The 24,127-nt window shown below is 63.9% G+C and carries 23 protein-coding genes; 8 read left to right on the top strand and 15 right to left on the bottom strand.

Annotated elements, in window-relative coordinates:
• Positions 1-32: 32 nt before the first annotated feature.
• The 4 genes from L9B60_RS27995 to L9B60_RS27985 all read right to left on the bottom strand — a co-directional run bounded on the left by L9B60_RS27995 (position 33) and on the right by L9B60_RS27985 (position 2,150).
• Positions 33-827: an SDR family NAD(P)-dependent oxidoreductase gene (locus L9B60_RS27995; RefSeq protein ID WP_249674271.1), complete on the bottom strand. Its 795-nt coding sequence runs from the start codon at positions 825-827 to the stop codon at positions 33-35.
• Between the two features lie 93 nt (positions 828-920).
• Positions 921-1,586: a response regulator gene (locus L9B60_RS27990; protein ID WP_249674269.1), complete on the bottom strand. Its 666-nt coding sequence runs from the start codon at positions 1,584-1,586 to the stop codon at positions 921-923.
• A 37-nt stretch (positions 1,587-1,623) separates the two neighbouring features.
• On the bottom strand, positions 1,624-1,758 hold the full coding sequence (locus L9B60_RS30515) for a hypothetical protein (protein WP_283780540.1): 135 nt from the start codon (positions 1,756-1,758) through the stop codon (positions 1,624-1,626).
• A gap of 107 nt (positions 1,759-1,865) precedes the next feature.
• The gene (locus L9B60_RS27985) at positions 1,866-2,150 is read right to left on the bottom strand and encodes a hypothetical protein (protein WP_249674267.1); all 285 of its coding nucleotides are present in this window, start codon (positions 2,148-2,150) and stop codon (positions 1,866-1,868) included.
• A 125-nt stretch (positions 2,151-2,275) separates the two neighbouring features.
• Here L9B60_RS27985 and ercA point away from each other — a divergent pair, with 125 nt between their 5' ends.
• The 4 genes from ercA (at position 2,276) to L9B60_RS27965 (ending at position 6,261) form a co-directional block, all read left to right on the top strand.
• Positions 2,276-3,439, top strand: coding sequence for an alcohol dehydrogenase-like regulatory protein ErcA (ercA, locus tag L9B60_RS27980; protein ID WP_249674265.1), 1,164 nt, complete (start codon positions 2,276-2,278; stop codon positions 3,437-3,439).
• On the top strand, positions 3,423-5,093 hold the full coding sequence (locus tag L9B60_RS27975; RefSeq protein ID WP_249674264.1) for an ATP-binding response regulator: 1,671 nt from the start codon (positions 3,423-3,425) through the stop codon (positions 5,091-5,093). The genes ercA and L9B60_RS27975 overlap by 17 nt, the downstream gene beginning before the upstream one ends.
• Before the next feature lie 297 nt (positions 5,094-5,390).
• The gene (locus L9B60_RS27970) at positions 5,391-5,795 is read left to right on the top strand and encodes a TraR/DksA family transcriptional regulator (protein ID WP_249674262.1); all 405 of its coding nucleotides are present in this window, start codon (positions 5,391-5,393) and stop codon (positions 5,793-5,795) included.
• A 250-nt stretch (positions 5,796-6,045) separates the two neighbouring features.
• Positions 6,046-6,261, top strand: a complete 216-nt coding sequence (locus L9B60_RS27965) for a hypothetical protein (protein WP_249674261.1) — start codon at positions 6,046-6,048, stop codon at positions 6,259-6,261.
• Between the two features lie 3 nt (positions 6,262-6,264).
• On the opposite strand, the gene L9B60_RS27960 is transcribed toward L9B60_RS27965, so the two are convergent.
• Positions 6,265-6,666: a hypothetical protein gene (locus tag L9B60_RS27960; protein WP_249674259.1), complete on the bottom strand. Its 402-nt coding sequence runs from the start codon at positions 6,664-6,666 to the stop codon at positions 6,265-6,267.
• Between the two features lie 538 nt (positions 6,667-7,204).
• Between L9B60_RS27960 and L9B60_RS27955 the strand changes: the two genes are divergently transcribed.
• Both L9B60_RS27955 and L9B60_RS27950 read left to right on the top strand, forming a co-directional pair.
• On the top strand, positions 7,205-7,672 hold the full coding sequence (locus L9B60_RS27955) for a hypothetical protein (RefSeq protein ID WP_249674257.1): 468 nt from the start codon (positions 7,205-7,207) through the stop codon (positions 7,670-7,672).
• Positions 7,673-7,744: 72 nt separating this feature from the next.
• Positions 7,745-8,755: an ABC transporter substrate-binding protein gene (locus L9B60_RS27950; protein WP_438866028.1), complete on the top strand. Its 1,011-nt coding sequence runs from the start codon at positions 7,745-7,747 to the stop codon at positions 8,753-8,755.
• Here L9B60_RS27950 and L9B60_RS27945 read toward each other — a convergent pair whose 3' ends face one another.
• The 6 genes from L9B60_RS27945 to L9B60_RS27920 are packed head-to-tail and all read right to left on the bottom strand — an operon-like array spanning position 8,756 to position 14,819.
• Positions 8,756-9,118 (bottom strand): Na+/H+ antiporter subunit G, encoded by a 363-nt coding sequence (locus L9B60_RS27945; RefSeq protein ID WP_249674256.1) that lies wholly within the window; start codon positions 9,116-9,118, stop codon positions 8,756-8,758.
• Complete coding sequence (locus L9B60_RS27940; protein ID WP_249674254.1) at positions 9,115-9,393, bottom strand: K+/H+ antiporter subunit F; 279 nt, start codon at positions 9,391-9,393, stop codon at positions 9,115-9,117. Before L9B60_RS27940 ends, L9B60_RS27945 begins: the two co-directional genes overlap by 4 nt.
• Positions 9,390-9,878 (bottom strand): Na+/H+ antiporter subunit E, encoded by a 489-nt coding sequence (locus L9B60_RS27935; RefSeq protein ID WP_249674253.1) that lies wholly within the window; start codon positions 9,876-9,878, stop codon positions 9,390-9,392. The genes L9B60_RS27940 and L9B60_RS27935 overlap by 4 nt, the downstream gene beginning before the upstream one ends.
• Positions 9,875-11,557: a monovalent cation/H+ antiporter subunit D gene (locus L9B60_RS27930; RefSeq protein ID WP_249674251.1), complete on the bottom strand. Its 1,683-nt coding sequence runs from the start codon at positions 11,555-11,557 to the stop codon at positions 9,875-9,877. Before L9B60_RS27930 ends, L9B60_RS27935 begins: the two co-directional genes overlap by 4 nt.
• Positions 11,554-11,898, bottom strand: coding sequence for a Na+/H+ antiporter subunit C (locus tag L9B60_RS27925; RefSeq protein WP_249674250.1), 345 nt, complete (start codon positions 11,896-11,898; stop codon positions 11,554-11,556). Before L9B60_RS27925 ends, L9B60_RS27930 begins: the two co-directional genes overlap by 4 nt.
• Positions 11,898-14,819 carry a monovalent cation/H+ antiporter subunit A gene (locus L9B60_RS27920; RefSeq protein WP_249674249.1) on the bottom strand — a complete coding sequence of 974 codons (2,922 nt, stop codon included), beginning with the start codon at positions 14,817-14,819 and terminating at the stop codon, positions 11,898-11,900. The genes L9B60_RS27925 and L9B60_RS27920 overlap by 1 nt, the downstream gene beginning before the upstream one ends.
• A gap of 482 nt (positions 14,820-15,301) precedes the next feature.
• On the opposite strand from L9B60_RS27920, the gene L9B60_RS27915 reads away from it, so the two are divergent.
• Positions 15,302-15,856 carry a helix-turn-helix domain-containing protein gene (locus L9B60_RS27915; protein WP_249674247.1) on the top strand — a complete coding sequence of 185 codons (555 nt, stop codon included), beginning with the start codon at positions 15,302-15,304 and terminating at the stop codon, positions 15,854-15,856.
• 61 nt (positions 15,857-15,917) lie between these two features.
• Positions 15,918-16,922 (top strand): GlxA family transcriptional regulator, encoded by a 1,005-nt coding sequence (locus L9B60_RS27910; RefSeq protein WP_249674245.1) that lies wholly within the window; start codon positions 15,918-15,920, stop codon positions 16,920-16,922.
• On the opposite strand, the gene L9B60_RS27905 is transcribed toward L9B60_RS27910, so the two are convergent.
• The 4 genes from L9B60_RS27905 to hflK (L9B60_RS27890) are packed head-to-tail and all read right to left on the bottom strand — an operon-like array spanning position 16,919 to position 22,892.
• Positions 16,919-18,871, bottom strand: coding sequence for a heavy metal translocating P-type ATPase (locus tag L9B60_RS27905; protein ID WP_249674243.1), 1,953 nt, complete (start codon positions 18,869-18,871; stop codon positions 16,919-16,921). The two genes, L9B60_RS27910 and L9B60_RS27905, sit on opposite strands and share 4 nt — an antisense overlap.
• A complete protein-coding gene (hflK, locus tag L9B60_RS27900; protein WP_249674241.1) occupies positions 18,868-19,917 on the bottom strand; it encodes a protease modulator HflK in 1,050 nt (349 codons plus the stop codon). The genes L9B60_RS27905 and hflK (L9B60_RS27900) overlap by 4 nt, the downstream gene beginning before the upstream one ends.
• Positions 19,914-20,939: a protease modulator HflC gene (gene hflC, locus L9B60_RS27895; protein ID WP_249680187.1), complete on the bottom strand. Its 1,026-nt coding sequence runs from the start codon at positions 20,937-20,939 to the stop codon at positions 19,914-19,916. Before hflC ends, hflK (L9B60_RS27900) begins: the two co-directional genes overlap by 4 nt.
• Before the next feature lie 18 nt (positions 20,940-20,957).
• A complete protein-coding gene (gene hflK / locus L9B60_RS27890) occupies positions 20,958-22,892 on the bottom strand; it encodes a protease modulator HflK (RefSeq protein ID WP_249674240.1) in 1,935 nt (644 codons plus the stop codon).
• Positions 22,893-24,127 lie beyond the last annotated feature (1,235 nt).

Here is a 24,127-nt window from a genome sequence, read left to right as displayed (position 1 = left end):
CGCGGATCAGTCGGCCAAAGGATCGCCGCGGTTCAAGCCAGTGAATCAACCACGCCGCCATCCACCCGCAACGCCGCGCCGGTGGTGGCCGAAGCTTGTGGCGAAGCGATGTACACCACCATGTTCGCCACCTCTTGCAGGCTGGCGGCGCGCTGGATGATGGAACTGGGGCGGTTTTTCATGACGAACGCGGCGGCGGTGTCTTCCAGGCTCTTGCCGGATTTTTGCTGTTCATCCTTGAGCATGCCTTGCAGCCCTTCGGACAAGGTCGGGCCGGGCAGCACGGCATTGACCGTGACGCCGGTACCGGCCATGCGCTTGGCCAGGCCCCTGGACACCGCCAGGTTCGAGGTCTTGGTAAACCCATAGTGGATCATGTCCGCCGGGATATTGATGGCCGACTCCGAGGAAATGAACACCACGCGGCCCCATTGCCGGCTCTCCATGCCCGGCAGGTAGGTGCGCGACAGGCGTACGCCGGACATCACGTTGACTTCGAAAAAGCGTGTCCAGGTTTCATCTTCGGTCTCGAAAAAGTCCTGCGGCCCATAGATGCCGACATTGTTGACCAAGATGTCGGCGTGGGGCACGGCCTTGAACAGCGCCTGGCAGCCGGCGGCGGTGCCGACGTCGGCCGTCACCCCCTGCAGGTGCGCATCGGGCAGCGCTTGCTTGAGCGTACTGATGGCCGTTTCCACGGCCTGGGCCTTGCGCCCGTTGATGATCACGTGCGCGCCGGCGGTGGCCAGGCCTTGGGCGATGGCAAAGCCGATGCCTTGGGTGGAACCGGTGACGATGGCGATTTTGCCGGACAGATCGATGATCATGGGAACACTCCAGGTCGGTTGAAAAAGGCTGGCGTGGGGTTTTGACAGGAGGGTGGCGCCAGTGTTCAGAAAACCACATGCGCGCCGGGTGGCTTACCGATGCAGGTAAGTGCTGAAATCGATTTCCCCGGCACTGAGGATCGCCTGCACGCGGTTGTGCACGTTCAGCTTGCGCAAAATGGCCGAGACATGGGCTTTGACCGTGGTCTCGGCGATTGTCAGGTGCCAGGCGATCTGCTTGTTCGATTCGCCCTTGGTCATGCGCTCCAGCACTTGCAGTTGCTTGCGGGTCAAGGCTTGCAGCAGCTCGGCGTTAAACACGTTGCTTTCGCCGGGCTGCCGGCGTTCGGTGTGCGAGCGGGTGCGGATGATGTCCGGGGGCAGGTACACGTTGCCCTTGAGCACCCGGTCGATGGCGTCGGTCATTTGCGCCCGCGGCGATGACTTGGTGATGAAGCCTGCCGCGCCATAGGTGATGGCTTGCAGCACGATCTGCTTGTCTTGCTCGGCCGAGACGATCACCACCGGGATGGTCGGGGCCTCGTTGCGCAAGGTGATCAGGCCGCCCAGGCCGTGCATGCCGGGCATGTTCAGGTCCAGCAGGATCAGGTCCAGGTCGTCGTGCTCGCGGGTCAAGGCCAGGGTGGCCTCAAGGTCGGCGGTTTCCAGGATCTGGCTGCCGGCAAAGGCATCGGCCACCACGTTGTGCATGGCTTCGCGGAACAACGGGTGGTCGTCGGCAATGAGAAAGGTGTACATGCTCGCTCGCTCTTTGGCTGCGCTGGGAACGTTGCAGTTAAGGTAGCAGGCGTAGGGGCACAGGCCCAGCGGCAGTGAGCGGGCCGGCGCTGGCATGGGCGAGGCTGGCAACCAGGCAACCGAAGGCCAGGCCCAGCAGGGCTTGGCAGAGCAGGGCAGTGAGCGTGCGCATCAGGGGTTCACTCTTTTCTAATTGTGCGCGTATTACACGGTGCGGGCCGGCGTTTGGCCATGGGACTTTCGGCCGCAAAGGCAGTACTAAAGTAGTAGAGTGATCGGTTACCCAGTGATGTCGATGGGCTTTATGCTGGTGTCGGCCAGTACACTCATCAAGGTTTCGTGTTGGTCGAGCAGGCGCAGGGCCTTGAGGGTCTCGTGCAACGCATCCAGCGTGCCCATGTCGGTGGGGGTCAGCCGCTTGTGCAGGCGCCGCTCGAGCATTTCATAAAACGCTTTCCTGGCCCTGGCCCGGGTACTGATGTCCGCGCTGCGGGCACTCAGCGCTTCGTCCTGGGCTTTTTCGATTTCCTGGCTGATGAAGCGTGAAAACTGAAACGTGTCCATGGGCCATTCCATTTGCTGAAAGATCAATCCTGCGGCCACCGTACGAGCTTCAACGGCGCTCGTCTACTGGCATAAATAGCAGTGCCATCTTAAAAAAACGCCCTTATAAGAAAAGTAGACTAACCATGAGCCAAAACTTCAGCCAGTTGCGCAAATTTGTTTCCCCGGAAATCATCTTTGGCGCCGGTTGCCGGCACCATGTGGCCAACTATGCGAAGAATTTCGGCGCTCGCAAGGTGCTGCTGGTCAGTGACCCCGGGGTGGTGGCTGCCGGCTGGGTGGCGGACGTCGAGGCGAGCCTGCAGGGCGAAGGGATCGATTACTGCGTGTACAGCGACGTCACGGCCAACCCACGGGTGGAGGAGGTGATGGGCGGCGCGCAGCGCTACCTCGATGAGCACTGCGACGTCATCGTCGCCATTGGCGGTGGCAGCCCCATGGATTGTGCCAAGGGCATCGGCATTGTCGTCGCCCATGGCCGGCATATCCTGGAGTTCGAAGGGGTGGACACCCTGCGCGTGCCCAGCCCGCCGTTGATCCTGATTCCCACCACCGCCGGCACCTCGGCGGACGTGTCGCAGTTCGTAATCATCTCCAACCAGCAGCAGCGCATGAAAATCTCCATCGTCAGCAAGGGTGCGGTACCCGACGTGGCACTGATCGACCCGGAGACGACGCTGAGCATGGACCCGTTCCTGTCCGCTTGCACCGGTATCGATGCGTTGGTGCACGCCATCGAGGCGTTCGTGTCCACCGGCCATGGCCCACTCACCGACCCGCATGCGCTGGAGGCCATTCGCCTGATCAATGGCCACCTGGTGCAGATGATCGCCAACCCCGCTGATATTGCCCTGCGCGAAAAGATCATGTTGGGCAGCATGCAGGCCGGCCTGGCCTTTTCCAATGCCATCCTGGGCGCAGTGCACGCCATGTCCCACAGCCTGGGCGGTTTTCTCGACCTGCCGCACGGTTTGTGCAACGCGGTGCTGGTGGAGCACGTGGTGGCCTTCAACTACAGCGCCGCACCCGAGCGTTTCAAGGTCATCGCCCAGACGTGCGGCATCGATTGCCGGGGCATGAGCCACCCTCAGATCCGCCAGCGCCTGGTGGAGCACCTGATCGCGCTCAAACATGCCATTGGTTTTCACGAGACCCTGGGCCTGCACGGGGTAGGGCTGTCGGACATCCCGTTTTTATCGCATCACGCCATGCACGACCCGTGCATACTGACCAACCCGCGCGAGTCCTGCCAGCGTGACGTCGAGGTGGTCTATGGCGAAGCCCTCTGACCCCCGCCAGCAAGCGCTGGCCGGATTGTTGGGGCTGACCAACCATTCGGTGCGCAAAAGCCATTACCCGGAACTGGCCAACCGCCTGGAAGAGCTGGAGGCCGAGCGCAACCGCTACAAGTGGCTGTTCGAAAACGCCGTGCATGGCATCTTCCAGGCCAGCCTGGCGCACGGCATGCGCGCGGCCAACCCGGCGCTGGCGCGCATGCTCGGCTACCGCGACCCACAGGACGTGCTGTTCAACCTCACCGACCTGGCCAACCACCTGTACGGCGGCGGCGCGGTGGAACTGGCCGGCATCGCCCAGGTGCTGCAACGCCAGGGGCGCCTTCAAGGCTATGAAACCCAATTGCTGCGCAAGGACGGCAGCCGTATCGACGTGCAGATGAATTTGTTGCTGCGCCCCGACGAAGACGGCGTGGTGGAAGGCTTTGTCGCCGACATCACCGAGCGCAAGCTGGCGCAGAAACGCCTGCAACTGCTCAACGACGAGCTGGAGCAACGGGTGACCGAGCGCACCAATGAATTGCTCGAAGCCCGTGACGCCGCCCAGGCCGCCAACCGCAGCAAGGACAAATACCTGGCGGCGGCCAGCCACGACTTGCTGCAACCGCTAAATGCCGCGCGCCTGTTGATCTCGACCTTGCGTGAGCGGCAGCTGCCGGTGGCTGAGCACGGCCTGGTGGAGCGCACTCACCAGGCCCTGGAAGGGGCCGAGGAGCTGTTGACCGATTTGTTGGATATTTCGCGCCTGGACCAGGCGGCCATCAAGCCGGATATCGATGTGTACCGGCTGGACGAGGTGCTCGGGCCCCTGGCGTCGGAATTCCAACCGGTGGCCGAACAGGCTGGGCTGGCGTTGAAAGTACGCAGCAGCGACTACGCGGTGAGCACCGACTTGCGGTTGCTGACGCGGATTTTGCGCAACTTCCTCAGCAACGCCTGCCGCTACACCGAGCGTGGGCGCATCGTACTGGGCGCGCGGCGCCATGCCGGGTGCCTGCGCCTGGCCGTGTGGGATACCGGGCGGGGGATTGCCGAGGACCGCCTGGAGTCGATTTTCCTTGAGTTCAACCAATTGGACGTTGGCCGGGCGGCCGATCGCAAGGGCGTGGGCCTGGGCCTGGCGATCGTCGAACGCATCGCACGGATCCTCGATTACCCCGTCACCGTGCGCTCGCAGCCGGGGCGAGGGTCTATGTTCGCCATCGACGTGCCGCTGGCAACCGGTTTGCCCGCGCCGGCGAACGATCAGCTGCCGGCCCTGCCAGTGGCCGGCAACCCGCTGCCAGGGCGCCGGTTGCTGGTGCTGGACAATGAGTTGAGCATCCTGCAAAGCATGGCCGATTTGCTCGGCCAGTGGGGCTGCACGGTCCTTACCGCCACCGACCAGGCCCAGGCGTTGGATACCTTGCAGGGCCAGGCGCCGGAATTGATCGTCGCCGACTATCACCTGGACCATGGCGTGACCGGTTGCGAGGTGGTCAAGCGCTTGCGCGAGCATTACGGCCGGGCCATTCCGGCGGTGATCATCACCGCCGACCGCAGCGACCAGTGCCGCCGGCAGCTGCAACGGCTGGGAGCGCCGCTGCTGAACAAACCGGTCAAGCCTGGGAAATTGCGGGCGGTATTGAGTCAGTTGTTGGGGCGCTGATTGGGAAGGGCGATGATCCCTGCTTGATGGATTATCCCTGGCTCCTTACATTAAGCGGGGTCGCATGGGCTGAAAATAGGCCTGTCGGCGGTCAAGATAAGGTCCCCGGCAGGCTTTTTCGCAGGTTATTGGTCAAATCGCCGCTCAAGGTGGTTGCTGCGCGCGAAAACCGGCCTTAGACTGCCGCCCCTCTTTAATAGAGTGCCGGTTGGCGCTTGAAGAATATCGCCGCGCTGGGCCTTGCCGAGCGAAGCACCCTGATTCGCCTTAATGCACGTATTTTTTATAGAGAAATCAATGACAAAGGAAAAGTTGCTGGCCATGCCGGCTGATGACTACATGAACGCTGAGCAACTGGCGTTTTTCACCGAGTTGCTGCAGGCCACCAAGGTCGAAGCCCACGCGCGCATCGAGCAGAACCGTGTAGCCATCGAGAGCCTGGACACGCCGGCCGATCCTGCCGACGCAGCGTCCGTTGAAGAAGAGCGCACCTGGCTGGTCAACGCGATCGATCGCGACCAGCGCCTGCTACCGCAGTTGGAAATGGCCCTGGGCCGTATCAGTGATGACAGCTTCGGCTGGTGCGATGACAGCGGCGAGCCAATCGGCCTCAAGCGCCTGCTGATCAGCCCGACCACCAAGTACTGCATCGAAGCCCAAGAGCGCCACGAGCAGATCGACAAGCACCAGCGCCAAGCTTGATCGAACGGGGGTGGCGCCACGCCACCCCTTGCCCTGGCCCTCTCCCTGAAGGCCGGGGTGCCGCCTGGCTGTCTGCCCGGCTGACCAGTGCCTGACACCGCCCCTGCGCGCCGATACCGGCTTGCGTGCCTCCCTGTGTTTATTACCGATCGTGCAACATAGCTGTACCGGGTGACGCTTTTTCAAATCGCGGCAAATCACTACACTGTGCTTATAGTTAGGTTGCTAATGAAATCTCGGGAGGGAAATCATGCAAAGCAAAGTGGATGTGGCCGTAATGATTGGCAGTGGCGTGCCGCCGTCGCTTCGAACCCTGGGCAAGCGTATTTGCTGGGTAGTGTTGGTCAATGGTGAGCAGCGCGGCACGGCATTCGCCGACCGCGCCGACGCGGATGAGTGCAGGGCCGCGTGGCTGGCCGAACTGGCCAGCGCGAACCTGGCCGTACCCGCCCGGCACGCCTGCTGAGCGTCAGGCGTCAGCCTGGATGCCGGCCGCCGCCTGGGCGTTGTCCAAGGCGTGCGAGCTTGCGGCCAATGGCGGTGGTGAGGCGGCCAGGTTGATCGCCACGTGCGCGGCCAGGACCCCGGCGCGGGCCTTTATCAAGGCCGCAAGGCGTTCGGCTTCGGTGGCGTATTCGGCCCCCTGCGCGGCCATGAAGTGGTATTGCTTGTGGCGCAGGGTGCTCTGTAACTGCTGCACCTGTTTGTTGTGCAGGCGATCCTTGCGCCGCGCCGCTTCGTTTTTCTCCTCCTGTTTGTGCTTGGCGGCCTGGCGCGCCTGCAGGTCATGCTCGCGTTTGGCCGCGTCGGGCTCGTCGGTGCCTGAAAGCAGGCCTGCAAGGCTGCTTGAGGAGGTGTCGATGCTGATCATTCCTTCGACCTCGTTGAGTGTGTGCACTCTGTATCGGCGCGCTTACAAAGCACTTGAGCCGATCATTGCAGCACGCGAGTGCCGGGCGCCTGCAAAAGCCCTTGACCCCAACCCTGTAATGTTCGGTAATATGCGAGCAGGCTGATCCGCCGCAACGACCCTGCGGCCGGAACCATTATCAGCACTGAAGGGCAGGTCATAAGCCAAGCCCTCACCGATGTTTCCCCTTTAGGTAATTTCTTAATGCCCTGCCGGTTGCTTGCCTTGGTCGTTCGTGCCGGGTGACAAGGGCGAGTGGAACGTCGAATATTTAATCAGAGGTCGGATTTTTCCGGCAACTTGCGCGGTTGTTTCCTTCAAGGCAGGAAGCCTGTCTGGGGCAGCGTCGAGCCCGTCTTTGCATTAGGCTTTCGTGTGCTTGCCAGTCGGTACTCATCAAAGGACTTCGTTACCGGGCCTGTGTCGTCGAGCCCGGGCATTTATCATGTTGGCTGCCTGTGTTTTGCCGGGCAGTGTTTTTCAGTTAGAGGATTTTTCATTGGCAGTCAGTAATCTGGAGATGCACGCCTTGTTCGTGCTGGGCGACTTGCGCGCCAAGTTGGTCAAACAGTTTCAGTCCCGTTTTGTGTATGTAACGGAACAGTCGGCCGAAGGCATTTACATGGCCGAGATCGATACCGAGAGTGCCCTGGTGGTGGACGACAAGCCCCGCCTTGAACTGAAAGTGGGCGACCATTTTCGCGCCGCGGTATTGCCCAGCCGTGAAGGCGGCAAGTTTGAAATCAAGTTTCGCGACATCAAGCTGACGGTCTATGGCCTGGGTGAATACGCCTTTGTCAGCACCCCGGAAGGCAACGGTATCGTGTTCAAGGAAGGCCAGACGGTGGTCACCGTGTTCTCGGCGCATGAGCAACTTCAAGAAGGCCTGGCCAAAATCCTTAAAGCCGCGACCGCCAAGGCGGCCAAATGGCGCAAGGGCGAGTTGACCTTCAAGCCAAGCGAGTAACTCCCGCGCCGAACGAAATAGCCTCGTCTACAGTCAGTTGCACACTACCTGTGCAACTTGGAGGGCCTGGCAATGAAAGGATTATTGGCGCTGGCCATGAGCGCCGTATTGAGTTCGGCATTGGCTGCCGCACCCGTGAGCCAAACCACGGCACCGATTCACTTTGCCGACCTTAACTGGGAAAGTGGCAGCCTGATTACCGAAGTGCTGCGCCTGATCGTCGAGAAGGGCTACGGCCAACAGACCGACACCCTGCCGGGCACCACCATCACCCTTGAAACCGCCTTGTCGAAAAACGATATCCAGGTGATCGGTGAAGAGTGGGCAGGCCGCAGCCCCGTGTGGGTAAAAGCCGAAGCTGCCGGCCAGGTGGTCGCCATCGGCGACACGGTCAAGGGTGCCACCGAAGGCTGGTGGGTGCCGGAGTACGTGATCAAGGGCGATGCGGCCCGTGGCATCAAGCCGCTGGCGCCGGACTTGCGCAGCATCAGCGACTTGCCGCGCTACAAGGACGTGTTCAAAGATCCCGAGACCCCCGGCAAGGGGCGTTTCCTCAACAGCCCCATTGGCTGGACCTCGGAAATCGTCAACGCGCAAAAGATCAAGGCGTACGGCTTGAGCGACAGCTACGTGAACTTCCGTTCCGGCTCCGGGGCGGCGCTGGACGCCGAGATTACTTCGTCGATCAAGCGTGGCAAGCCGGTGTTGTTCTACTACTGGTCGCCCACGCCGCTGCTGGGGCGCTACAAGCTGGTGCAGTTGGAGGAGCCGGCCTTCGATGCCCAGGCCTGGAAAACCTTGACCGACCCCAATGACCCCAACCCCAGGCCGACGCGCTCGTTGCCGTCCAAGTTGTCCATCGGCGTGTCGGCGCCGTTCCAGCAGCAGTATCCGCAACTGGTCGAGTTCTTCGCCAAGGTGCAGTTGCCAATCGGGCCGCTGAATCAGGCGCTGGCGAGCATGAGCGAGAAGCACCAGGCGCCGCGTGAGGCGGCCAGGGCCTTTCTCAAGGCCAACCCAGACCTGTGGAAAGCCTGGGTGCCTGCCGATATCGCCAGCAACCTGAGCAGCAGTTTGCAGTGATCAGCCCTGTGGTGGCCGGCTGCTGACTTCGGCCGGCACCTCGTCGCCAGCCATGCGCTTGCGAAACAGCGCGGCGCGGGCCAGCAGCAGGGTGGTCACCGGCACCGTGATCGACAGCAGGATCGGGATCAGCCAGGCGTGTAGCAGCGGTGCGTGCTTGAGCCAGGAAAAATACAGAATCGACGCCAGGGCGATGCACCAGGCGCCCAGCGTCGAGGCCAGGGCCGGCGGGTGCATGCGCTGGAAAAAATCCTTCAGGCGCACCAGGCCAATGGCCCCCAGCAGCGCGAACAGGCTGCCGAGCAACAACAGCGCGGCCGTGATGACCTCGACCCACAGGGGCAATGCCTCAACCTGATTCATTCGATCACCTCGCCACGCAAGAGGAATTTGGCCAGGGCGAACGAGCCGACGAAGCCGAACAGGGCGATCAGCAGCGCTGCCTCGAAATAGGTGTCGCTGGCGTAGCGGATGCCCAGCACCAGCATCATCAGCATGCCCAGGATGTACAGGTAGTCCAGCGCCAACACGCGGTCCTGGGCCGAAGGGCCGCGGAACAGGCGAATCAGTGCCAGGACCATGGCCACGCTGAAGATAAACAGGCTCAATAGGATACTGTTGGCAAGCAGGGCACTCATTCGAAGATCTCCATCAGCGGGCGCTCGTAGGTGGCCTTGAAGTGCTTGATGAACTGCGCCTCGTCGTCCAGATCGAATACGTGCAACAGCAGGATGCTGCGGTCCAGGGCCAACTCTGACCAGACCGTGCCCGGGATCACCGTGGTGATGGTCGACAGCGCGGCCAGGCCGTTGGCGTTGCGCAAATCCAGCGGCACCTTGACGAACATCGAACGGGGCGGCTTGCGGCCCAGGTTGAGCACGCCCCAGGCCACTTGCAGGTTGGAGACAATCACGTCCAGACCAACCCGGGTCATCAGGCGCACGATCACCCAGGGCTTGCTGATGCGAACCGGCAAAGGCCGCAGCGGCGCCATCAACAGCGGCGCCAGGATCGCCAAGGCCGCCCCCAGCAGCAGGTTGCCGGCACTCAAGGACAGGTTCAGCAGCAGCCACAACAGCCACAGTGCCAGGGAAAACCACGGGGCGGGGAGCAGGCGCTTCATGGCTGCACCTGCGATTCATCGGCCTGGGTTTGCGGGTTGGGTACCGGGCGCGTCGCCATCACGGCCATCACGTATTGCTTGGGGTCATCGAGCATGGCGGCGGTGTCCTGGGTGTAGCGCATCAGCGATTCGGCCTTGACGGTCAGCACCATGCACAGGCCGAGCAGCACCACGATGGGCAGGCATTCGTAGCTGCGCAGCAACGGCGACGGGCGCTCTTGTGGGGTCCAGAAACGCGCGATGCCGATGCGTGCCAGCCCCATCAGCGACGCCACGCCCGACAGCACCAACAGGATCACCAGGGCCCAGCCGGCCGGGGACAGCGGTGCCTGGGGCGCAACCCCCATGCCCTGCGGGTTGAACAAGGCACTGATCAGGCTCAGCTTGCCGATGAACCCCGACAGTGGCGGCATGCCGATGATCAGCAGGGCGCAGGCGATAAAGCTCAAGCCCAAAAACGCCATGGTCCAGGGGATGACCTGGCCGACCACGGCCTTTTGTTCATCGTCCAGGTTGATGCCCTTGGGCGGGTGCAGCGATTCCAGGGGCGGCGGCATCGAGTCGATTTCATCGGCCACCAAGTCGTTGGCCGAGCGCGAGCGTTCGATCAATTCGGCCAGCAAAAACAGCGCGCACAAGGCCAGGGTGGAACTGACCAGGTAAAACAGCGCCCCCGCCGTGAGCGCCGGCTGGGCGAAGCCGATGGCAGCCAGCAGGATGCCGGCCGACACCAGGATGCTCAGGCTGGCCATGCGTTCCAGGCGTTGGGCGGCCACCAGCGCAATGGCCGCCACGGCGATGGTGGCGAGCCCGCCAACGATCAGCCAATCGCCGCCAAAGTGCGCCGAAGCGCCGGCCTGGCTGGAAAACAGCAGGGTCCACAGGCGCAGCAGGGTGTACACGCCCACCTTGGTCATGATCGCGAACAGGGCCGCCACCGGGGCACTGGCTGCGGAGTAGGCCGGCACCAGCCAGAAGTTCAGCGGCCACATGCCGGCCTTGGCCAGGAAGGCGGTGGCCAGGATTGCCGCGCCGGCGTGCAGCAGGGCGCGGTCGGCCTCGGGCACCAGCGGGATCTTCAGGGCCAGGTCGGCCATGTTCAGGGTGCCGGTCACGCCGTAGATCATCGCCGCGCCGATCAGAAACAACGAGGATGCCAGCAGGTTGATCGCGATGTAATGCAGGCCGGCCTTCACCCGGGCCTTGCCCGAGCCGTGCAGCATCATCCCGTAGGAGGCCGCCAGCAGCACTTCGAAAAACACGAACAGGTTGAACAGGTCGGCCGTCAGGAAGGCGCCGTACAGGCCCATCAGCTGGATTTGGAACAGCGCGTGGAAGCTGGTGCCGGCGCGGTCCCAGCGGGCCATGGCGAACAACAGCGCGCTGACGCCGACGACTCCGGTCAACACCAGCATCAACGCCGACAGGCGATCGAGAACCAGCACCAGGCCAAAGGGCACTTGCCAGTTACCCGGCAGGTATACGCCAATGGACTCAGCCTGGCTCTGCTGTTGCACCCACCACAACAGGTACATGGCAATGCCAAGCCCTGCGAGGCTGGACAAAAGGTTCAGGCGTGCCTTGAGCGGCCGGCGCTTTTCGCCCAGCAGTAACATCAGCGCGGCGGTAAACAACGGCAGCAGGATAGGCGCGACGATCAGGTGGTTCGGCAAAGTCATTCCCTGGGCTCCCGGCCGTCAACGTGGTCGGTACCGGTCAGGCCGCGCGAGGCCAGCAACACCACCAGGAACAAGGCGGTCATGGCAAAGCTGATGACGATGGCCGTGAGCACCAAGGCCTGGGGCAGGGGGTCGGTGTAATTGAGCAGGTTCTGCGGCACGCCGTCCTTGATGATCGGCTCCTTGCCGATGAACAGGCTGCCCATGCTGAAGATGAACAGGTTCACCCCATAGGACAGCAGGCACAGGCCCATAACCACCTGAAACGTACGCGGGCGCAGGATCAACCAGACGCCGGAGGCGGCGAGTACGCCAATGGCGATTGCAATCACTTCTTCCATCAGGCGACGCCTCCTGTCGATGCAACGGCTTTGGGCTGGCTGGATGGCCGGTGGCTGCGCACCGACTGGTGCGCCAGGGCGGTCAGGATCAGCAGGGTTGCGCCCACTACCACGGTAAATACCCCGATATCGAAGAACAGCGCGCTGGCCACGTGAATGTCGCCCAGCAGTGGCAGGTGCAAGTGCGCGGTGTGGGTGGTGAGGAACGGGTAGCCGAACAGCAGCGAGCCGGCGCCGGTGAGCGTCGCGCACAGCAGGCCCGTGCCCATCCAGCGCAGCGGTCGCAGGCGCATTTGCGCCTCCACCCATTGGGTGCCTGCCACCATGTACTGCAAGATGAACGCCACCGACATCACCAGGCCTGCGACAAAGCCGCCACCTGGTTGGTTGTGGCCACGCATGAACAGGTACATCGACACCACCACGGCAATCGGCAGCAGCAAGCGCACCAGCACCGCAGGCACCATCATGAAGCCCAGCGCGGTGTCGTTGGCGCTGCGCGGGTTGACCAGGTCCGTGACCACGTCCGGTGCCAGCAGACGCTGCTGGGCCGGTAGCTGGATGCTTTCCTTCGGTGGGCGGAAGCGTCGCAGCAAGGCAAACACCGCCAGGCCCACGGCCACCAGCACGGTGATCTCGCCCAGGGTGTCGAAGCCGCGGAAGTCCACCAGCATCACGTTCACCACGTTGCTGCCGCCGCCTTCGGGCAGGGCCCGGCTCAGGTAGAACGAGGAAATATGATTGGGCGTAGGTCGGGTCAGCATGGCGTAGCTGAGCAGCGCCATGCCGCCACCCACCACGGTGGCCAGCACCAGGTCGCGCAGGCGGCGCACGCGGGCGCGGTTTTCGCTGCCGGGCAGCGGCATGGCGTCCTCGATCCGCCGAGGCAGCCAGCGCAGGCCCAGCAGGATCAGCACCGTGGTCACCACTTCGACCACCAGTTGCGTCAGGGCAAGGTCGGGTGCCGAGAACCAGACGAAGGTGACGCAAGTCATCAGCCCGCAAACGCCGACCATGGTCAGCGCCGCCAGCCGGTGGTACTTGGCCTGCCAGGCGGCGCCCAGGGCGCAGGCGATGGCGATCAACCAGAGCAGCACGAACACCCCGGAACCTGGGATTTTCGGCCGATCGCCCCAGCTCAGCCCGTTGGACAGGAAGGGGATCAGCCCAGCCAACACCGCCATCAAAACCAGCATAAACAGTTGCGGCTGCAGGCGCCGGGTCGTCAGCTTGCGCTCCAGGCGTCGGGCCAGGCGCATGCACAGCACCAGGCTGCGCTCAAAGAAGCGCTTGCCGTTGAACCGCCCCACCAGCGGCGGCAGCACGAAGCGCCCGCGCTTGAGTTGCTTGCGCAGCAGCAGGTACAACACCACGCCCGCCGACATGGCGATCAGGCTCATGATCATCGGCGCGTTGAGCCCGTGCCAGATCGCCAGGCTGTACTCCGGCAAGGTGCCGCCCACTACCGGGCGCGCTGCCGTGGCCAGGATCGGGCCGACCGACTGCGCCGGGAATATGCCCACCACCAGGCACGCCATGACCAGCAGCTCCACCGGTGCGCGCATCCAGCGTGGCGGCTCATGGGGTTGATGGGGCAGGTCGGTGGCCTTGGGCCCGAAGAACACGTCGACGGTAAAGCGCAGGGCGTAGACCACGCTGAACGTACCGGCCACGGTGGCGACCACCGGCAGGGCGATCTCGACCCAGGCGGTGGAGGTAATGAACACGGTCTCGGCGAAGAACATTTCCTTGGACAAAAAGCCGTTCATCAAGGGCACGCCGGCCATGGCCGCGCTGGCCACCATCGCCAGGGTGGCGGTGTAGGGGATCAACTTGACCAGGCCGCTGAGGCGGCGAATGTCGCGGGTGCCGCTCTCGTGGTCGATGATGCCGGCGGCCATAAACAGCGAAGCCTTGAAGGTGGCATGGTTGAGGATATGGAACACCGCGGCCACCGCCGCCAGCGGGCTGTTGAGGCCCAGCAGCAAGGTGATCAGGCCCAGGTGGCTGATGGTGGAGTAGGCCAGTAGACCCTTGAGGTCGTTCTGGAACATCGCCGCGTATGCGCCCAGCAACAGGGTGCAGGCCCCGGCGCCACTGACGATCCAGAACCATTGGTCACTGCCCGACAGCGCCGGCCACAGGCGTGCCAACAGAAACACCCCGGCCTTGACCATGGTTGCCGAGTGCAGGTAGGCCGACACCGGGGTCGGCGCCGCCATGGCGTGGGGCAGCCAGAAATGGAAGGGGAACTGCGCGCTTTTGCTCAGGGCGCCGATCAGGATCAGCGTGAGCAGCACCGGGTACAGGGCGTGGGCGCGGATCAGGTCGCCTGAAGCCAGCACCGTGTCCAGGTCGTAACTGCCCACCACGTGGCCCAGCAGCAGCACGCCCACCAGCAGGCACAGGCCACCGGCACCGGTCACCATCAGCGCCATGTAGGCGCCGCGACGGGCGTCGGCGCGGTGGTGCCAGTAACCGATCAGCAGGAAGGAGAACAGGCTGGTGAGTTCCCAGAAAAACACGATCTGGATCAGGTTGCCCGACATCACCAGGCCCAGCATCGCGCCCATGAAGGCCAGGAAAAACGCGAAGAAGCGTGGCACCGGGTCTTCTGGCGACATGTAGTAACGGGCGTAGAGCGCGACCAGCGTGCCAATGCCCAGCACCAGCATGGAAAACAGCCAGGCGAAGCCATCGATGCGCAGCACCAGGTTGAAACCCAGGCTGGGCAGCCAGGCGATTTCTTCACGAATGACCCCGCCATCGGCGATCTGCGGGTAAAGAAGCGCCATCTGCACGGTGCCGATCAGGGCCACCAAGCCTGCCAGAATTGATTCACTGTTACGGGCGTTATGCGGCAACACAGCCGCCAAACAGCTGCCAACGAAGGGCAGAAGCAGTAGAACTATCAAGGACATAGCATTCTGATCTGCAGGAATTTAGAGGGAATCATACGGTGCCGATGCGCCATCACCAAGAAAGAAGCTGTCTCAGGGTCCGACAAGTGTTGCTGTTTATGTCACCAGAGCCTAGCAGGCTGGCGTCTTGGCTCCTACAGGCGATCGCATTCCTTCTGTAGGAGCGGATTCATCCGCGAAAAGACCGCTGCGGTTTGTCTGGAAGCTCAGCGGTGCATTCTTCGCGGATGAATCCGCTCCTACAGGCCATCGCATTCCTTCTGTAGGAGCGGATTTATCCGCGAAAAGACCGCCGCGGTTCTTCGCGGATGAATTCGCTCCTACAGGCGATCGCATTCCTTCTGTAGGATTCATCCGCGAAAAGCCGCCGCGGTTTGTCTGGAGGCCCAGTGGTGCATTCTTCGCGGATGAATCCGCTCCTGCAGGGGGACAGCGCTGCCGGTGAGCAGTATACTGCGCAGGCCCCCTGGAAGAGTTCTCCCGTGACCCACCCCCGTGCCTCCGTGTTGCAACACGTCAGCCAGAACATCCGCCGCCTGCGCCTGGCTGCAGGCTTGAGCCAGAGTGCCTTGGCCGAACTGTCCACGGTCAGCCGGCGGATGCTGGTGGCCATTGAGGCGGGTGAGAAAAACGTCAGCCTGACCACCCTGGACCGCCTTGCCGAGGCGCTGGGCGTGGCCTTCAGTGATTTGATCCGTGCCCCGGACAACCGCGACCCCAGCCGTATCGAAGAGCTGGCCTGGGTTGGCGAGCACCCCGGCAGCAAGGCGGTGCTGTTAGGCAGTGCCCCGGCCAGCCGGGAGGTGGAGCTGTGGGAGTGGTGCCTGCAACCCGGCGAGGCTTACTGGTCGCAAGCCGATGCCGATGGCTGGAGCGAGCAGATTTTCGTCTTCGAGGGCCGCCTGACCCTCTGTTTTGACGACCAGGTGCGCTTGCTGGCGGCCGGTGAGTTCGCCGTGTACGCCAGCAATCGCCCCCACGGTTACCGCAATGACGGTGAGGTGGCGGTGCGCTTTGTGCGCAATGTCGTGATCTGACCTATCCCCGCCGCGCCCGCGATTGTGTAGGATTGGCGTTGGGCTCTGGGAGTGCGAATCGATGACATTGATGCAGGACGCCGATACCCTGGAAATTGCGGTACTGGCCGGCGCCGGTAGCCCTGGCGACGTGCTGGCCGGGCTGACCGATTTTTTTGCCCGGGCCCAGGTGCTGCGTGCCGAATTGGGCATGCGCCGGCTACCGGTATTGCGCTTCAGCCACTGGGCGGTGTCGGCCCAAGGCCGCGAGCGCATCCATGACACGCATCCCGGCGCCGCCGGCCATCCTGGGGTGATGTTTATTTTGCCGTATGACGGCTCCGTGCCCTTTGATAACCCCGCAGTGTGCGAGGCGCTGCGCCACTGGCATGCCCAGGGTGCGGCGTTGCTGGCGGTGGATTCGGGCGTCTGGCCGCTGGCCGCCAGCGGTTTGCTCGACGGGCGCGAAGCCACGGTGGGCACCGAGCAGGTGCTGGACCTGGCCATCGCCTACCCGGCGATCAAGGTCCAAGCGCCGCAAGGGTTTGTGGACGGCGCGGACCTGGTGACCAGCGCCGGGCGCCTGGCCTGGCTGGACTTGGCCATTGGCGTGCTGGCCCGTTACGTGGGCGCGACCCTGGCGGTCGAAACCGCCGCCCTGTATCGCCCGGAGTCTGCCCAAGGCCAGCCACCGCGACCCCACCCCTTCCAGCCCAATTTCGCCCACGGCCAGGCCGCCGTGCTCAAAGTACAGCGCTGGCTGCAAGGCAACCACGCCAAGGGCATCACCCTGGATGAAATGGCCGCCTGCGCCGGCCTTGAGCCGCGTACCTTCCTGCGCAAGTTTCACGCCTGCACCGGCCTCAAACCCACCGAATACTGCCAGCACTTGCGGGTCGGGCGGGCGTGCGACCAACTGGCGAGCACCCAGCGCAGCATCGCCCAGGTTTCGTGGAGCGTGGGGTATGGCGACGAGGGGGCGTTGCGCAAGGTGTTCCTGCGCATCACCGGTTATTCGTTAAGCGATTACCGCGAACAATTCGGCCTGCGCCACCCTTACCGCCCCGTGGCCTTGAAAGGCCGCTAACGCGGCTTTTTCAACGGCTCCTCAATCCGCAATAACCGCCCGGCATTGCCCAGCACCAGCAGCGTGCTGAGGTTGTGCAGGATGGCGGCGATCATCGCCCCGGCGGCGCCCAGCAAACCAAAGGCTGCGGCGGCGACGATGGCCAGGGTCCAGCCCAGGCCGATGGCCACGTTGACCTGCAGGGTCCGCCGGCACTGACGGCTCAGGCGCACGCAGGTGCCCAGGCGGCGCAGGTCGCTGCCGATCAGCACGATGTCGGCCGAGGCTAGGGCGATGTCGGCACCGCCGGCGCCCATGGCCACGCCCACTACGCCGGCCTTGAGCGCCAACGAATCATTGATGCCGTCACCGACCACCAACGGGCGGAAGCCGTTGCGGATTTCTGCTGTCACGCGGCTCAGCTTGTCTTCCGGCAAGGCTTGGGCCACCACGTCCTTGATCCCCACCACCTCGGCCAGCGCGTTGGCCACGGGCAGGCGGTCGCCGGTCAGCAGCAATTGCCGGCCCAGTCCCAGTTCACGCAAATCGGCCATGGCTTCGGCCGCTTCCGGGCGCACCCGGTCAGCCAGCAGCAGCCAGGCCATGAACCGGCCGTTCAGCGACAGGCCGGCGATGGGCCCGTCATGCAGCGGCACGGGCGGCAGGTCCACGCCCATTTGCTGGAACAGCTCGGCCCGGCCCAGCGCCGCTTCGCCCTTGCTGGTCTGGGCAATCACGCCCAAGCCTTGGCGCTCGCGCAGTTGCTCAAGCGGGTGATAGGCGTCTTGCGGCACCAAGGTCGCCAAGGCGCGGCTGACCGGGTGGCTGCTGGCCGCGCCCAGGCTCGCCGCCAGGTGCAGCAAGGCATCGCGGTCCAGCTCCACGCCTGTGGCCGGGGCCAGGGTTTGCAGGTGCAAGGCGCCGTAGGTCAAGGTGCCGGTCTTGTCGATCACCAGCGAACTCAGGTCGGCGAATTCTTCCAGGAAGGCCGAGCTGCGTATCAGGATGCCGTGGCGCGCAGCCACCGCGATGCCGGCAATGGCCGTGGCCGGCGCCGATAACACCAGTGCACAAGGGCAGGCAGCCACCAGCACGGCAAGCATTGCCTGCGGGTCGTTGGTGATGAACCAGGTGACGGCGGCAATCAGCAGCACCAGCACCATGTAACCGCCGGCGTAGCGTTCCAGCAGGCGGGTGATCGGCGGCTTGGATTGCTCGGCCTTCTGCATCAGCGCGATGACCTTGCCCAAGGTCGACGCCTCGCCGGTGCGCAACACTTCGATGCGCAGCCAACCGTCGAGGTTGATCGCACCGCCGAACACTTCCATGCCCGGCGCGGCCTGTACCGGCACCGATTCGCCGGTGATGGGCGCGGTGTCCAGGCTGGCTTGACCTTCCAGCACCCGACCATCGGCGGGCACGCGGTCACCGGCACGTACTTCAACCAGGTCGCCGGCTTGCAAGGCACTGTTGTCGACTTCGTGCACGCTGCCGTCGGCATCGATGCGCCGGGCGTGGCTGCGGGTCAACTTACCCAAAGCCTCGATGGCTTCCTGGGAGCCGATCACGCTGCGCTCTTCGAGCACGTGGCCAAAGATCATCAGGATCGGCAGGAGTGCTGCGGTGAGCAGGTCGCCGGTGGCCCAGGCGCCCAGCAAGGCCAATGCGACCAGTTGGTCGGTAATGCCGTGCAGGCTGGGGAAACGCAGGCTGAACCAGGCCGAGCGTAGCACCGGGATCGCCACCAGAATGGAGGCGGCGCCAAACAGCATCTGGCCGACGCCATCTTGTTGCGGGTCTAGCCAGCGCCACAGCAGGCCAAGGGCGAGCAGCCCCAAGGCCACCATGGCCAGGGTCAATTGGCGCGCCGCCGAGCGTTGTTCGTCGCGGCTGAGCATGCCCCCGGTCAGCACGCCGTGGGAGTGGCCATGGTGAGCATGGCCGTGATGGTGGTGTGCGTGATCGCTCATGGTTGGTTGCCTTGCAATATCAGGTGGGCATCATCCCGCGGGTCGACCGTGGTCACGGAGCCGGCCTTGGCCAAGATCCCCGGGATGCGCTCGCGGTACAGGCGCTGCAACAGGCCTGGGTCGCTATGGTCGTGCTGGGTTTGCGCAAGGCTTGTGATGGTGGCCGTGTCGGACTGGGCCTTGGCCAGGCGCTCGCTGGCCTGGGCGTGGGCAACCTGCAGGGTGCGGTCGGCGTTTTGGGTGGCGGCCTGGGTCAGTTTGGCCGCGTCGTTGCGGGCAGCGGCGATGTTCTGTTCGGCTTTCTGGCTGGCGGTCAGCACGGCGTTGAAGGCGTTCACGGCGCCGTCCGGCAGGCTGGACTGCAGGTCGACTCGCTCGATGTGCACGCCCAGGCCGCTGCCGTTTTTCTGTAAGGCCGCCAGGCTCTGGTTGATGCCTTGCATCAGATCACCGCGCAGGCGCTCGCGACGTTCGGCGGCCTTGCTGTCGCTGCCCACCAGTTCCGGGCGGGCGACCAGGATGGTGTCCAGATCGCGCGAGGCGCTGACGGCCACGGCGCTGCGGGCGACCAGTCGGTCTAGAGAAGCCTGCAAGTGCTGGCTTTGCAACACGTAGGCATAGGGCTCGGTGACCTTGTAGAAGACCCGCACATCCAGTTGCACCACGCCGGCATCGCCGGTCAGCAGGTAGCCGGCGCCAGCCACCGCGTCGCTGTTGCGCGAGGTGTTCAGGTCGATGGCGCTGGTCTGGTTTTCACGCAGCAGGGTTTGCACCCGTTGTTCGATCACCCGGTCGGCCGACGGCAGCATCACCACCTGCTCGAAGGGGCGCGGCCACGCCAGCAGCAGGCCTGCGCTTTGCACCCGCTGCAAGGCGCCCATGCGCAATACCACGGCGCGGCTTTCTGGGCCTACCTGGCGAATGTTCGACACGCCCCAGCCAAACGCGGTCAACAGGGTGACGCCATACAGGGCCAGGAAGGCCATGCGCCCGGCCTGCAACCAAGGGCCATTGGCACCTGCGCGTGGCAAGTCCGGGCTACTCATGGTTGGCTGGCCTTGGCCGCGGGGGCCAATTGGGGCGGGCCGTCGACCAGGGCGCGGAACGGCGCCGCATCCGTGCGCAACACCAGGTGGGTACCGGAGTTGACGATGGTGCCCAGGGTGTCCAGCGAGCGCAGCAGGTTGTAAAGGTCCGGGGACCCGGCATAGGCTTTGCCGTAGATCTGGGCGGCTTCGACCCGGGACTGGGCCTCCACTTCGGCGGCTTTGACCGAGGCATCGGCCTGCAGGATGCGCGCGTCACGCTCGGCGCCCGAACGGATCTCGGCGGCCTGGCGCTTACCTTCGGCCGTGCGTTCGGTGGCGATGGTTTCCCGTTCGGCGCGCATGCGCTCCACGGTGGCGTTCAGGGTCACGGCGGGCAGGGTCAGGCGCTCGATGCCCACCTGCAGCACTTTCACGCCATAGGTGCTGAGCAACTGTTCGGAAATCTGCTGGCGCAAGTGGTCTTCGAAGTCGGCGATGTGCACCTGGCTGGCATCGGTGTTCACCAGGTTCGACAGGTCGAAGCCGCTGGCCGAGGTTTCCAGGGCGGAGCCGACGAAGGTACGGATTTGCCGCGCAGCCTCTTCAGGCTGGTTCTGCACCGCGCGCATGAAGCGCTGCACGTTGTCGGGGTCCGCTTGCACCTGCCAGGCAACATAGGCCTGGACGATAATGCGCAGGCCGTCGCGGGTGCCCACGTCTTGCAAACCACTGGAGGTGGTGCGCAAGCGCAGGTCCACCGGTACCGCGCTTTCGAACGGGATCGGCAGGCGCCAGGCCAGGCCTGGTTCCAGCAGCACGCGGGCCGGGTTGCCGAAGCGGGTGATCACCGTGGCTTCGCCGGAACGCACCTGCACCAGGCACGCGGTGGCGATGGCAAACAGCACCAGCACGCCAGCCAGCGCCATGCGCCGCCAGGGCCGGGCGTCCTGTGGGGCGCCATGGGCATGGTCATGGTGGTCATGATCGTGATCGTGGTGGGCGTGGTCGTGGCCCGAATGGTTATGCGTTGAACTCAAAATAGTTGCTCCTGCGGGCCGTTACGGGCGTGGCTTGCCGGGGTCGACCGGCGCGGCGAAGGTTCTCAGGTCCAGGGTCGGCGGCTCGTCACGGGCAAGGCGGTGATCGAGGATCAACGCTTTGGCGTTGGCCAGGCCCAGGCTCAGCTGGCTGAAATACTGTTCATCGATGAAGGCCTGCCCGGCGCTGTGCCAGGCCTGCTGCTCGGCACTGAAACGCAGGCCTGCGGCGCGCGCGGTACTCAAGGTTTCTTCGCGGGTGGACTGGGCCTCGTCGCGGGTAGCGGTGGCCAGGGTTTGCGCCTGGTTGGTGGTTTCGCTGGCATTGCCGCGCTCGCGGGAGATCAACGCTTGGGCACTGATTTGCGCCGCCTGCACGGCATGGTAGGCATTGGCGGCGCCAGACGGCGGGTGAATGGCTTCCACCACCGTGGCCAGCAGTTGCACGCCGCTGTCCAAGCGATCGAGCTCGCCCTGCACGGCCTTGCCAATGGTGTCGCCCAGTTGTGCGCGGGCTTCGCCGAGCATGTCATCCAACTCGCGGGCGGCCAATTGGTGCACCAGCACGCGGCTGGCGGTGCTGCGGATCAGTGCCGGCACATCGGCGCTGTTGTAGGTGGCGGCCAAGGCGGCTTTGTCGGTCAGGCCGATGCGATAGACGAAGCGCACGTCCATGTTCACCACCTGGAAGCTTTGCTGGGAACCGCTGGCGCTGGCGATCACCTGGGATTTTTCGCTGCGGTGCGAGGCGTCCCACAGGCGGTTGGCACTGGCCGGCGCCGGCCCTTCGACGCTGGCCAGCTCATCGGCAGCGCTGGCCTCGTTGCTGGTCGCCAGCTCATGCACCACGCCGTTCTCCACGGCGCGCACCTGGCCGAACGGCCACGGCAGGCCCACGTGCAAGCCCGGTTGCCAAACGGCCAGGGGCTTGCCGAAATGTTCGTACACGCCACGCCCGTTCATGGGGATTTGGGTCACACCACTGAGCAGCCAGCCGATCACTGCGATCAACGCCAGTACTGGCAGCGAGGCCCGGCGCATGAAGCCCAGGGCCCAGATCTGCCGCAGGTCGATGCCGAAGCGTTGCTGCATTTCATCCTGCAAACGCCCCAGCGGGCGCGGCGGCCAATGCAGCAGGCCGGCCGCCAGGCTGTCGGCGATGATCTGCGGCTCAAGTGTGGCGCGTTGCGGGGTAAATATCGAAAACAGCGCGCGCAACAGCAATTCCAAGGCAACTATCACCGGCAGCAGGCCAGCAATTACTGCTACGCGCAGGGGCCAGGTGTTGTCGGCGTTGGCAAAGAACAGGCAGGCTGCGCTGATCACCAGGGCGGCGAGGGTGACCCGCAGTTGCAGGGCCAGGCCCGAGGCTTCTGGCCATTCGTTGGCGTCGCTGGCGCTCAGGTGGCGTTCCAGCACCAGTAGGCAAAACGCCAGGGTCAGCGCCAGGCCTGCCATGACGTAGGCGCTCTGGCCCAGGGCTTGGGCAGGCAGGGCCAGGTTCCAGCTGTAGTTCACCAGCAGCAGCGCCAGCACGCCCAGGCCCATCAACCATAGGGCCGACAGGCCCAGGCGCTCGATCAGGCCATGGCCGCTGTCGCCGATACGATTAAGGAAGCGGTCGTAGGCGCTCAGCGATTGCAGGTCTTCAGCGGGCGGGGCAAGGGCCACCACAGGCGGTTGGGCCATGGCTTGCACGCGCCACACGGCGATGCGCCAGGCCCATTGGGCCACTGCGGCAAGGCACAGCAGGCTGGCGCCGACCAGACTCAACAACGGTAGCCAGATTGAGTCGCGGGTAAACAGCTCCAGAAATATCCCGGCCAGCAACGCTAGCCCCAACAACACGCCCGTGCCCAGCAGTAGGCTGAACAGGCGACGCGCTTGCCAAGCCGCCCGCTGAAAGCGGGGCAGGGCCTGTAGATCGCCGCCGCCGGCATCCAGATCAACTCTCATCAACACTCCACACACGCTTACACTGGGGCGCGCAGCCCTTCGCGGGGGCCGTCGCGGTTACGCCAACAATCAAACCGGGGTCGCCAAACAGCCAGTCTAGCCGGTGGCGGAGTCTACCCTCTTAACAGGTAACTCTATAACACTGCGCGTGAAATATTCGTGGGGCAGGGCACTGGAATGCGGGTTGGCAAGATGAAGCTTTTTTCAGATAGCCCAAAGCCCCAGACAAAGGCTTGTGATCTGCTTGTGATCTGCTTGTGATCTGCTTGTGATCTGCTTGTGATCTGCTTGTGATCTGCTTGTGATCTGCTTGTGATCTGCTTGTGATCTGCTTGTGATCTGCTTGTGATCTGCTTGTGATCTGCTTGTGATTTTGATTTTGATCTTGATCTTGATCTTGATTGTGTGCCCCATTAAGCGCCCGGGCCGACTGGAGGCGTCGATCAAGCGGCCGGAGGCGTAGCCGCCGGAGACGGAGCCGGAGGAGCTTCTATTCCGGGCCGTCGTCCGCTTGAGCGACGCCGGAGGGAGGGGACCCGTAGCGCAGCGTAGGGCCCAAGCAGGGGCAAGCCCTTTTTGCTTACTTTTTGTGGCGTTTGACAAAAAGTGAGCCGGCGTAAGGCCGGAAAGGTGATTCGGCATCACCCTAACCAATGGATATGTGTAAGGCATCCGAATCCCGCTTCTGAGAATTGCGAGCATATCCATTATTTAGGGGGAGACCACTTCACCGTTCCGCCCTTACGGCGTCTTACTTTTTGTCAAACGCCACAAAAAGTAAGCAAAAAAGGCTTGCCCCTGCTTGGGCCCTCCGCTTCGCTGCGGGTCCCCTCCTTCCGGCGTCGCTCAAGGGGCAGACGGCACCGGCTATAGAAGCTTGCCGGCTGCCGTCTCCCTCGGCTGCGCCTCGGGCCCTTCGGGCCGCCCCTTGAGCGACGCCTCCAGTCGGCCCGGGCGCTTTACGGGGCACACAATCAAGATCAAAAGCAGATCAAGATCAAGATCAAGATCACGGCTGCTATTGATCTGCTCTTGATCTGCTTGGCTTTTGATGTTGATTGTGTGCCCCATTAAGCGCCCGGGCCGTCGTCCGCTTGAGCGATGCCGGAGGGAGGGGACCCGTAGCGCAGCGTAGGGCCCAAGCAGGGGCAAGCCTTTTTTGCTTACTTTTTGTGGCGTTTGACAAAAAGTGAGCCGGCGTAAGGCCGGAAAGGTGAAGTGGCCGCGCCCTTGGT

The organism is Pseudomonas abieticivorans, assembly GCF_023509015.1.
GTDB lineage: Bacteria > Pseudomonadota > Gammaproteobacteria > Pseudomonadales > Pseudomonadaceae > Aquipseudomonas > Aquipseudomonas abieticivorans.
The sequence above is the reverse complement of the archived record's forward strand: the minus strand, read 5'-3'. Positions and strand labels throughout refer to the sequence as shown.

Coding starts and splice junctions, on each gene's coding strand:
- L9B60_RS27995 (WP_249674271.1), bottom strand. CDS start 827: ATGATCATCGATCTGTCCGGCAAAATCGCCATCGTCACCGGTTCCACC.
- L9B60_RS27990 (WP_249674269.1), bottom strand. CDS start 1,586: ATGTACACCTTTCTCATTGCCGACGACCACCCGTTGTTCCGCGAAGCC.
- L9B60_RS30515 (WP_283780540.1), bottom strand. CDS start 1,758: ATGCGCACGCTCACTGCCCTGCTCTGCCAAGCCCTGCTGGGCCTGGCC.
- L9B60_RS27985 (WP_249674267.1), bottom strand. CDS start 2,150: ATGGACACGTTTCAGTTTTCACGCTTCATCAGCCAGGAAATCGAAAAA.
- ercA (WP_249674265.1), top strand. CDS start 2,276: ATGAGCCAAAACTTCAGCCAGTTGCGCAAATTTGTTTCCCCGGAAATC.
- L9B60_RS27975 (WP_249674264.1), top strand. CDS start 3,423: ATGGCGAAGCCCTCTGACCCCCGCCAGCAAGCGCTGGCCGGATTGTTG.
- L9B60_RS27970 (WP_249674262.1), top strand. CDS start 5,391: ATGACAAAGGAAAAGTTGCTGGCCATGCCGGCTGATGACTACATGAAC.
- L9B60_RS27965 (WP_249674261.1), top strand. CDS start 6,046: ATGCAAAGCAAAGTGGATGTGGCCGTAATGATTGGCAGTGGCGTGCCG.
- L9B60_RS27960 (WP_249674259.1), bottom strand. CDS start 6,666: ATGATCAGCATCGACACCTCCTCAAGCAGCCTTGCAGGCCTGCTTTCA.
- L9B60_RS27950 (WP_438866028.1), top strand. CDS start 7,745: ATGAAAGGATTATTGGCGCTGGCCATGAGCGCCGTATTGAGTTCGGCA.
- L9B60_RS27945 (WP_249674256.1), bottom strand. CDS start 9,118: ATGAATCAGGTTGAGGCATTGCCCCTGTGGGTCGAGGTCATCACGGCC.
- L9B60_RS27940 (WP_249674254.1), bottom strand. CDS start 9,393: ATGAGTGCCCTGCTTGCCAACAGTATCCTATTGAGCCTGTTTATCTTC.
- L9B60_RS27935 (WP_249674253.1), bottom strand. CDS start 9,878: ATGAAGCGCCTGCTCCCCGCCCCGTGGTTTTCCCTGGCACTGTGGCTG.
- L9B60_RS27930 (WP_249674251.1), bottom strand. CDS start 11,557: ATGACTTTGCCGAACCACCTGATCGTCGCGCCTATCCTGCTGCCGTTG.
- L9B60_RS27925 (WP_249674250.1), bottom strand. CDS start 11,898: ATGGAAGAAGTGATTGCAATCGCCATTGGCGTACTCGCCGCCTCCGGC.
- L9B60_RS27920 (WP_249674249.1), bottom strand. CDS start 14,819: ATGTCCTTGATAGTTCTACTGCTTCTGCCCTTCGTTGGCAGCTGTTTG.
- L9B60_RS27910 (WP_249674245.1), top strand. CDS start 15,918: ATGACATTGATGCAGGACGCCGATACCCTGGAAATTGCGGTACTGGCC.
- L9B60_RS27905 (WP_249674243.1), bottom strand. CDS start 18,871: ATGAGCGATCACGCACACCACCATCACGGCCATGCTCACCATGGCCAC.
- hflK (WP_249674241.1), bottom strand. CDS start 19,917: ATGAGTAGCCCGGACTTGCCACGCGCAGGTGCCAATGGCCCTTGGTTG.
- hflK (WP_249674240.1), bottom strand. CDS start 22,892: ATGAGAGTTGATCTGGATGCCGGCGGCGGCGATCTACAGGCCCTGCCC.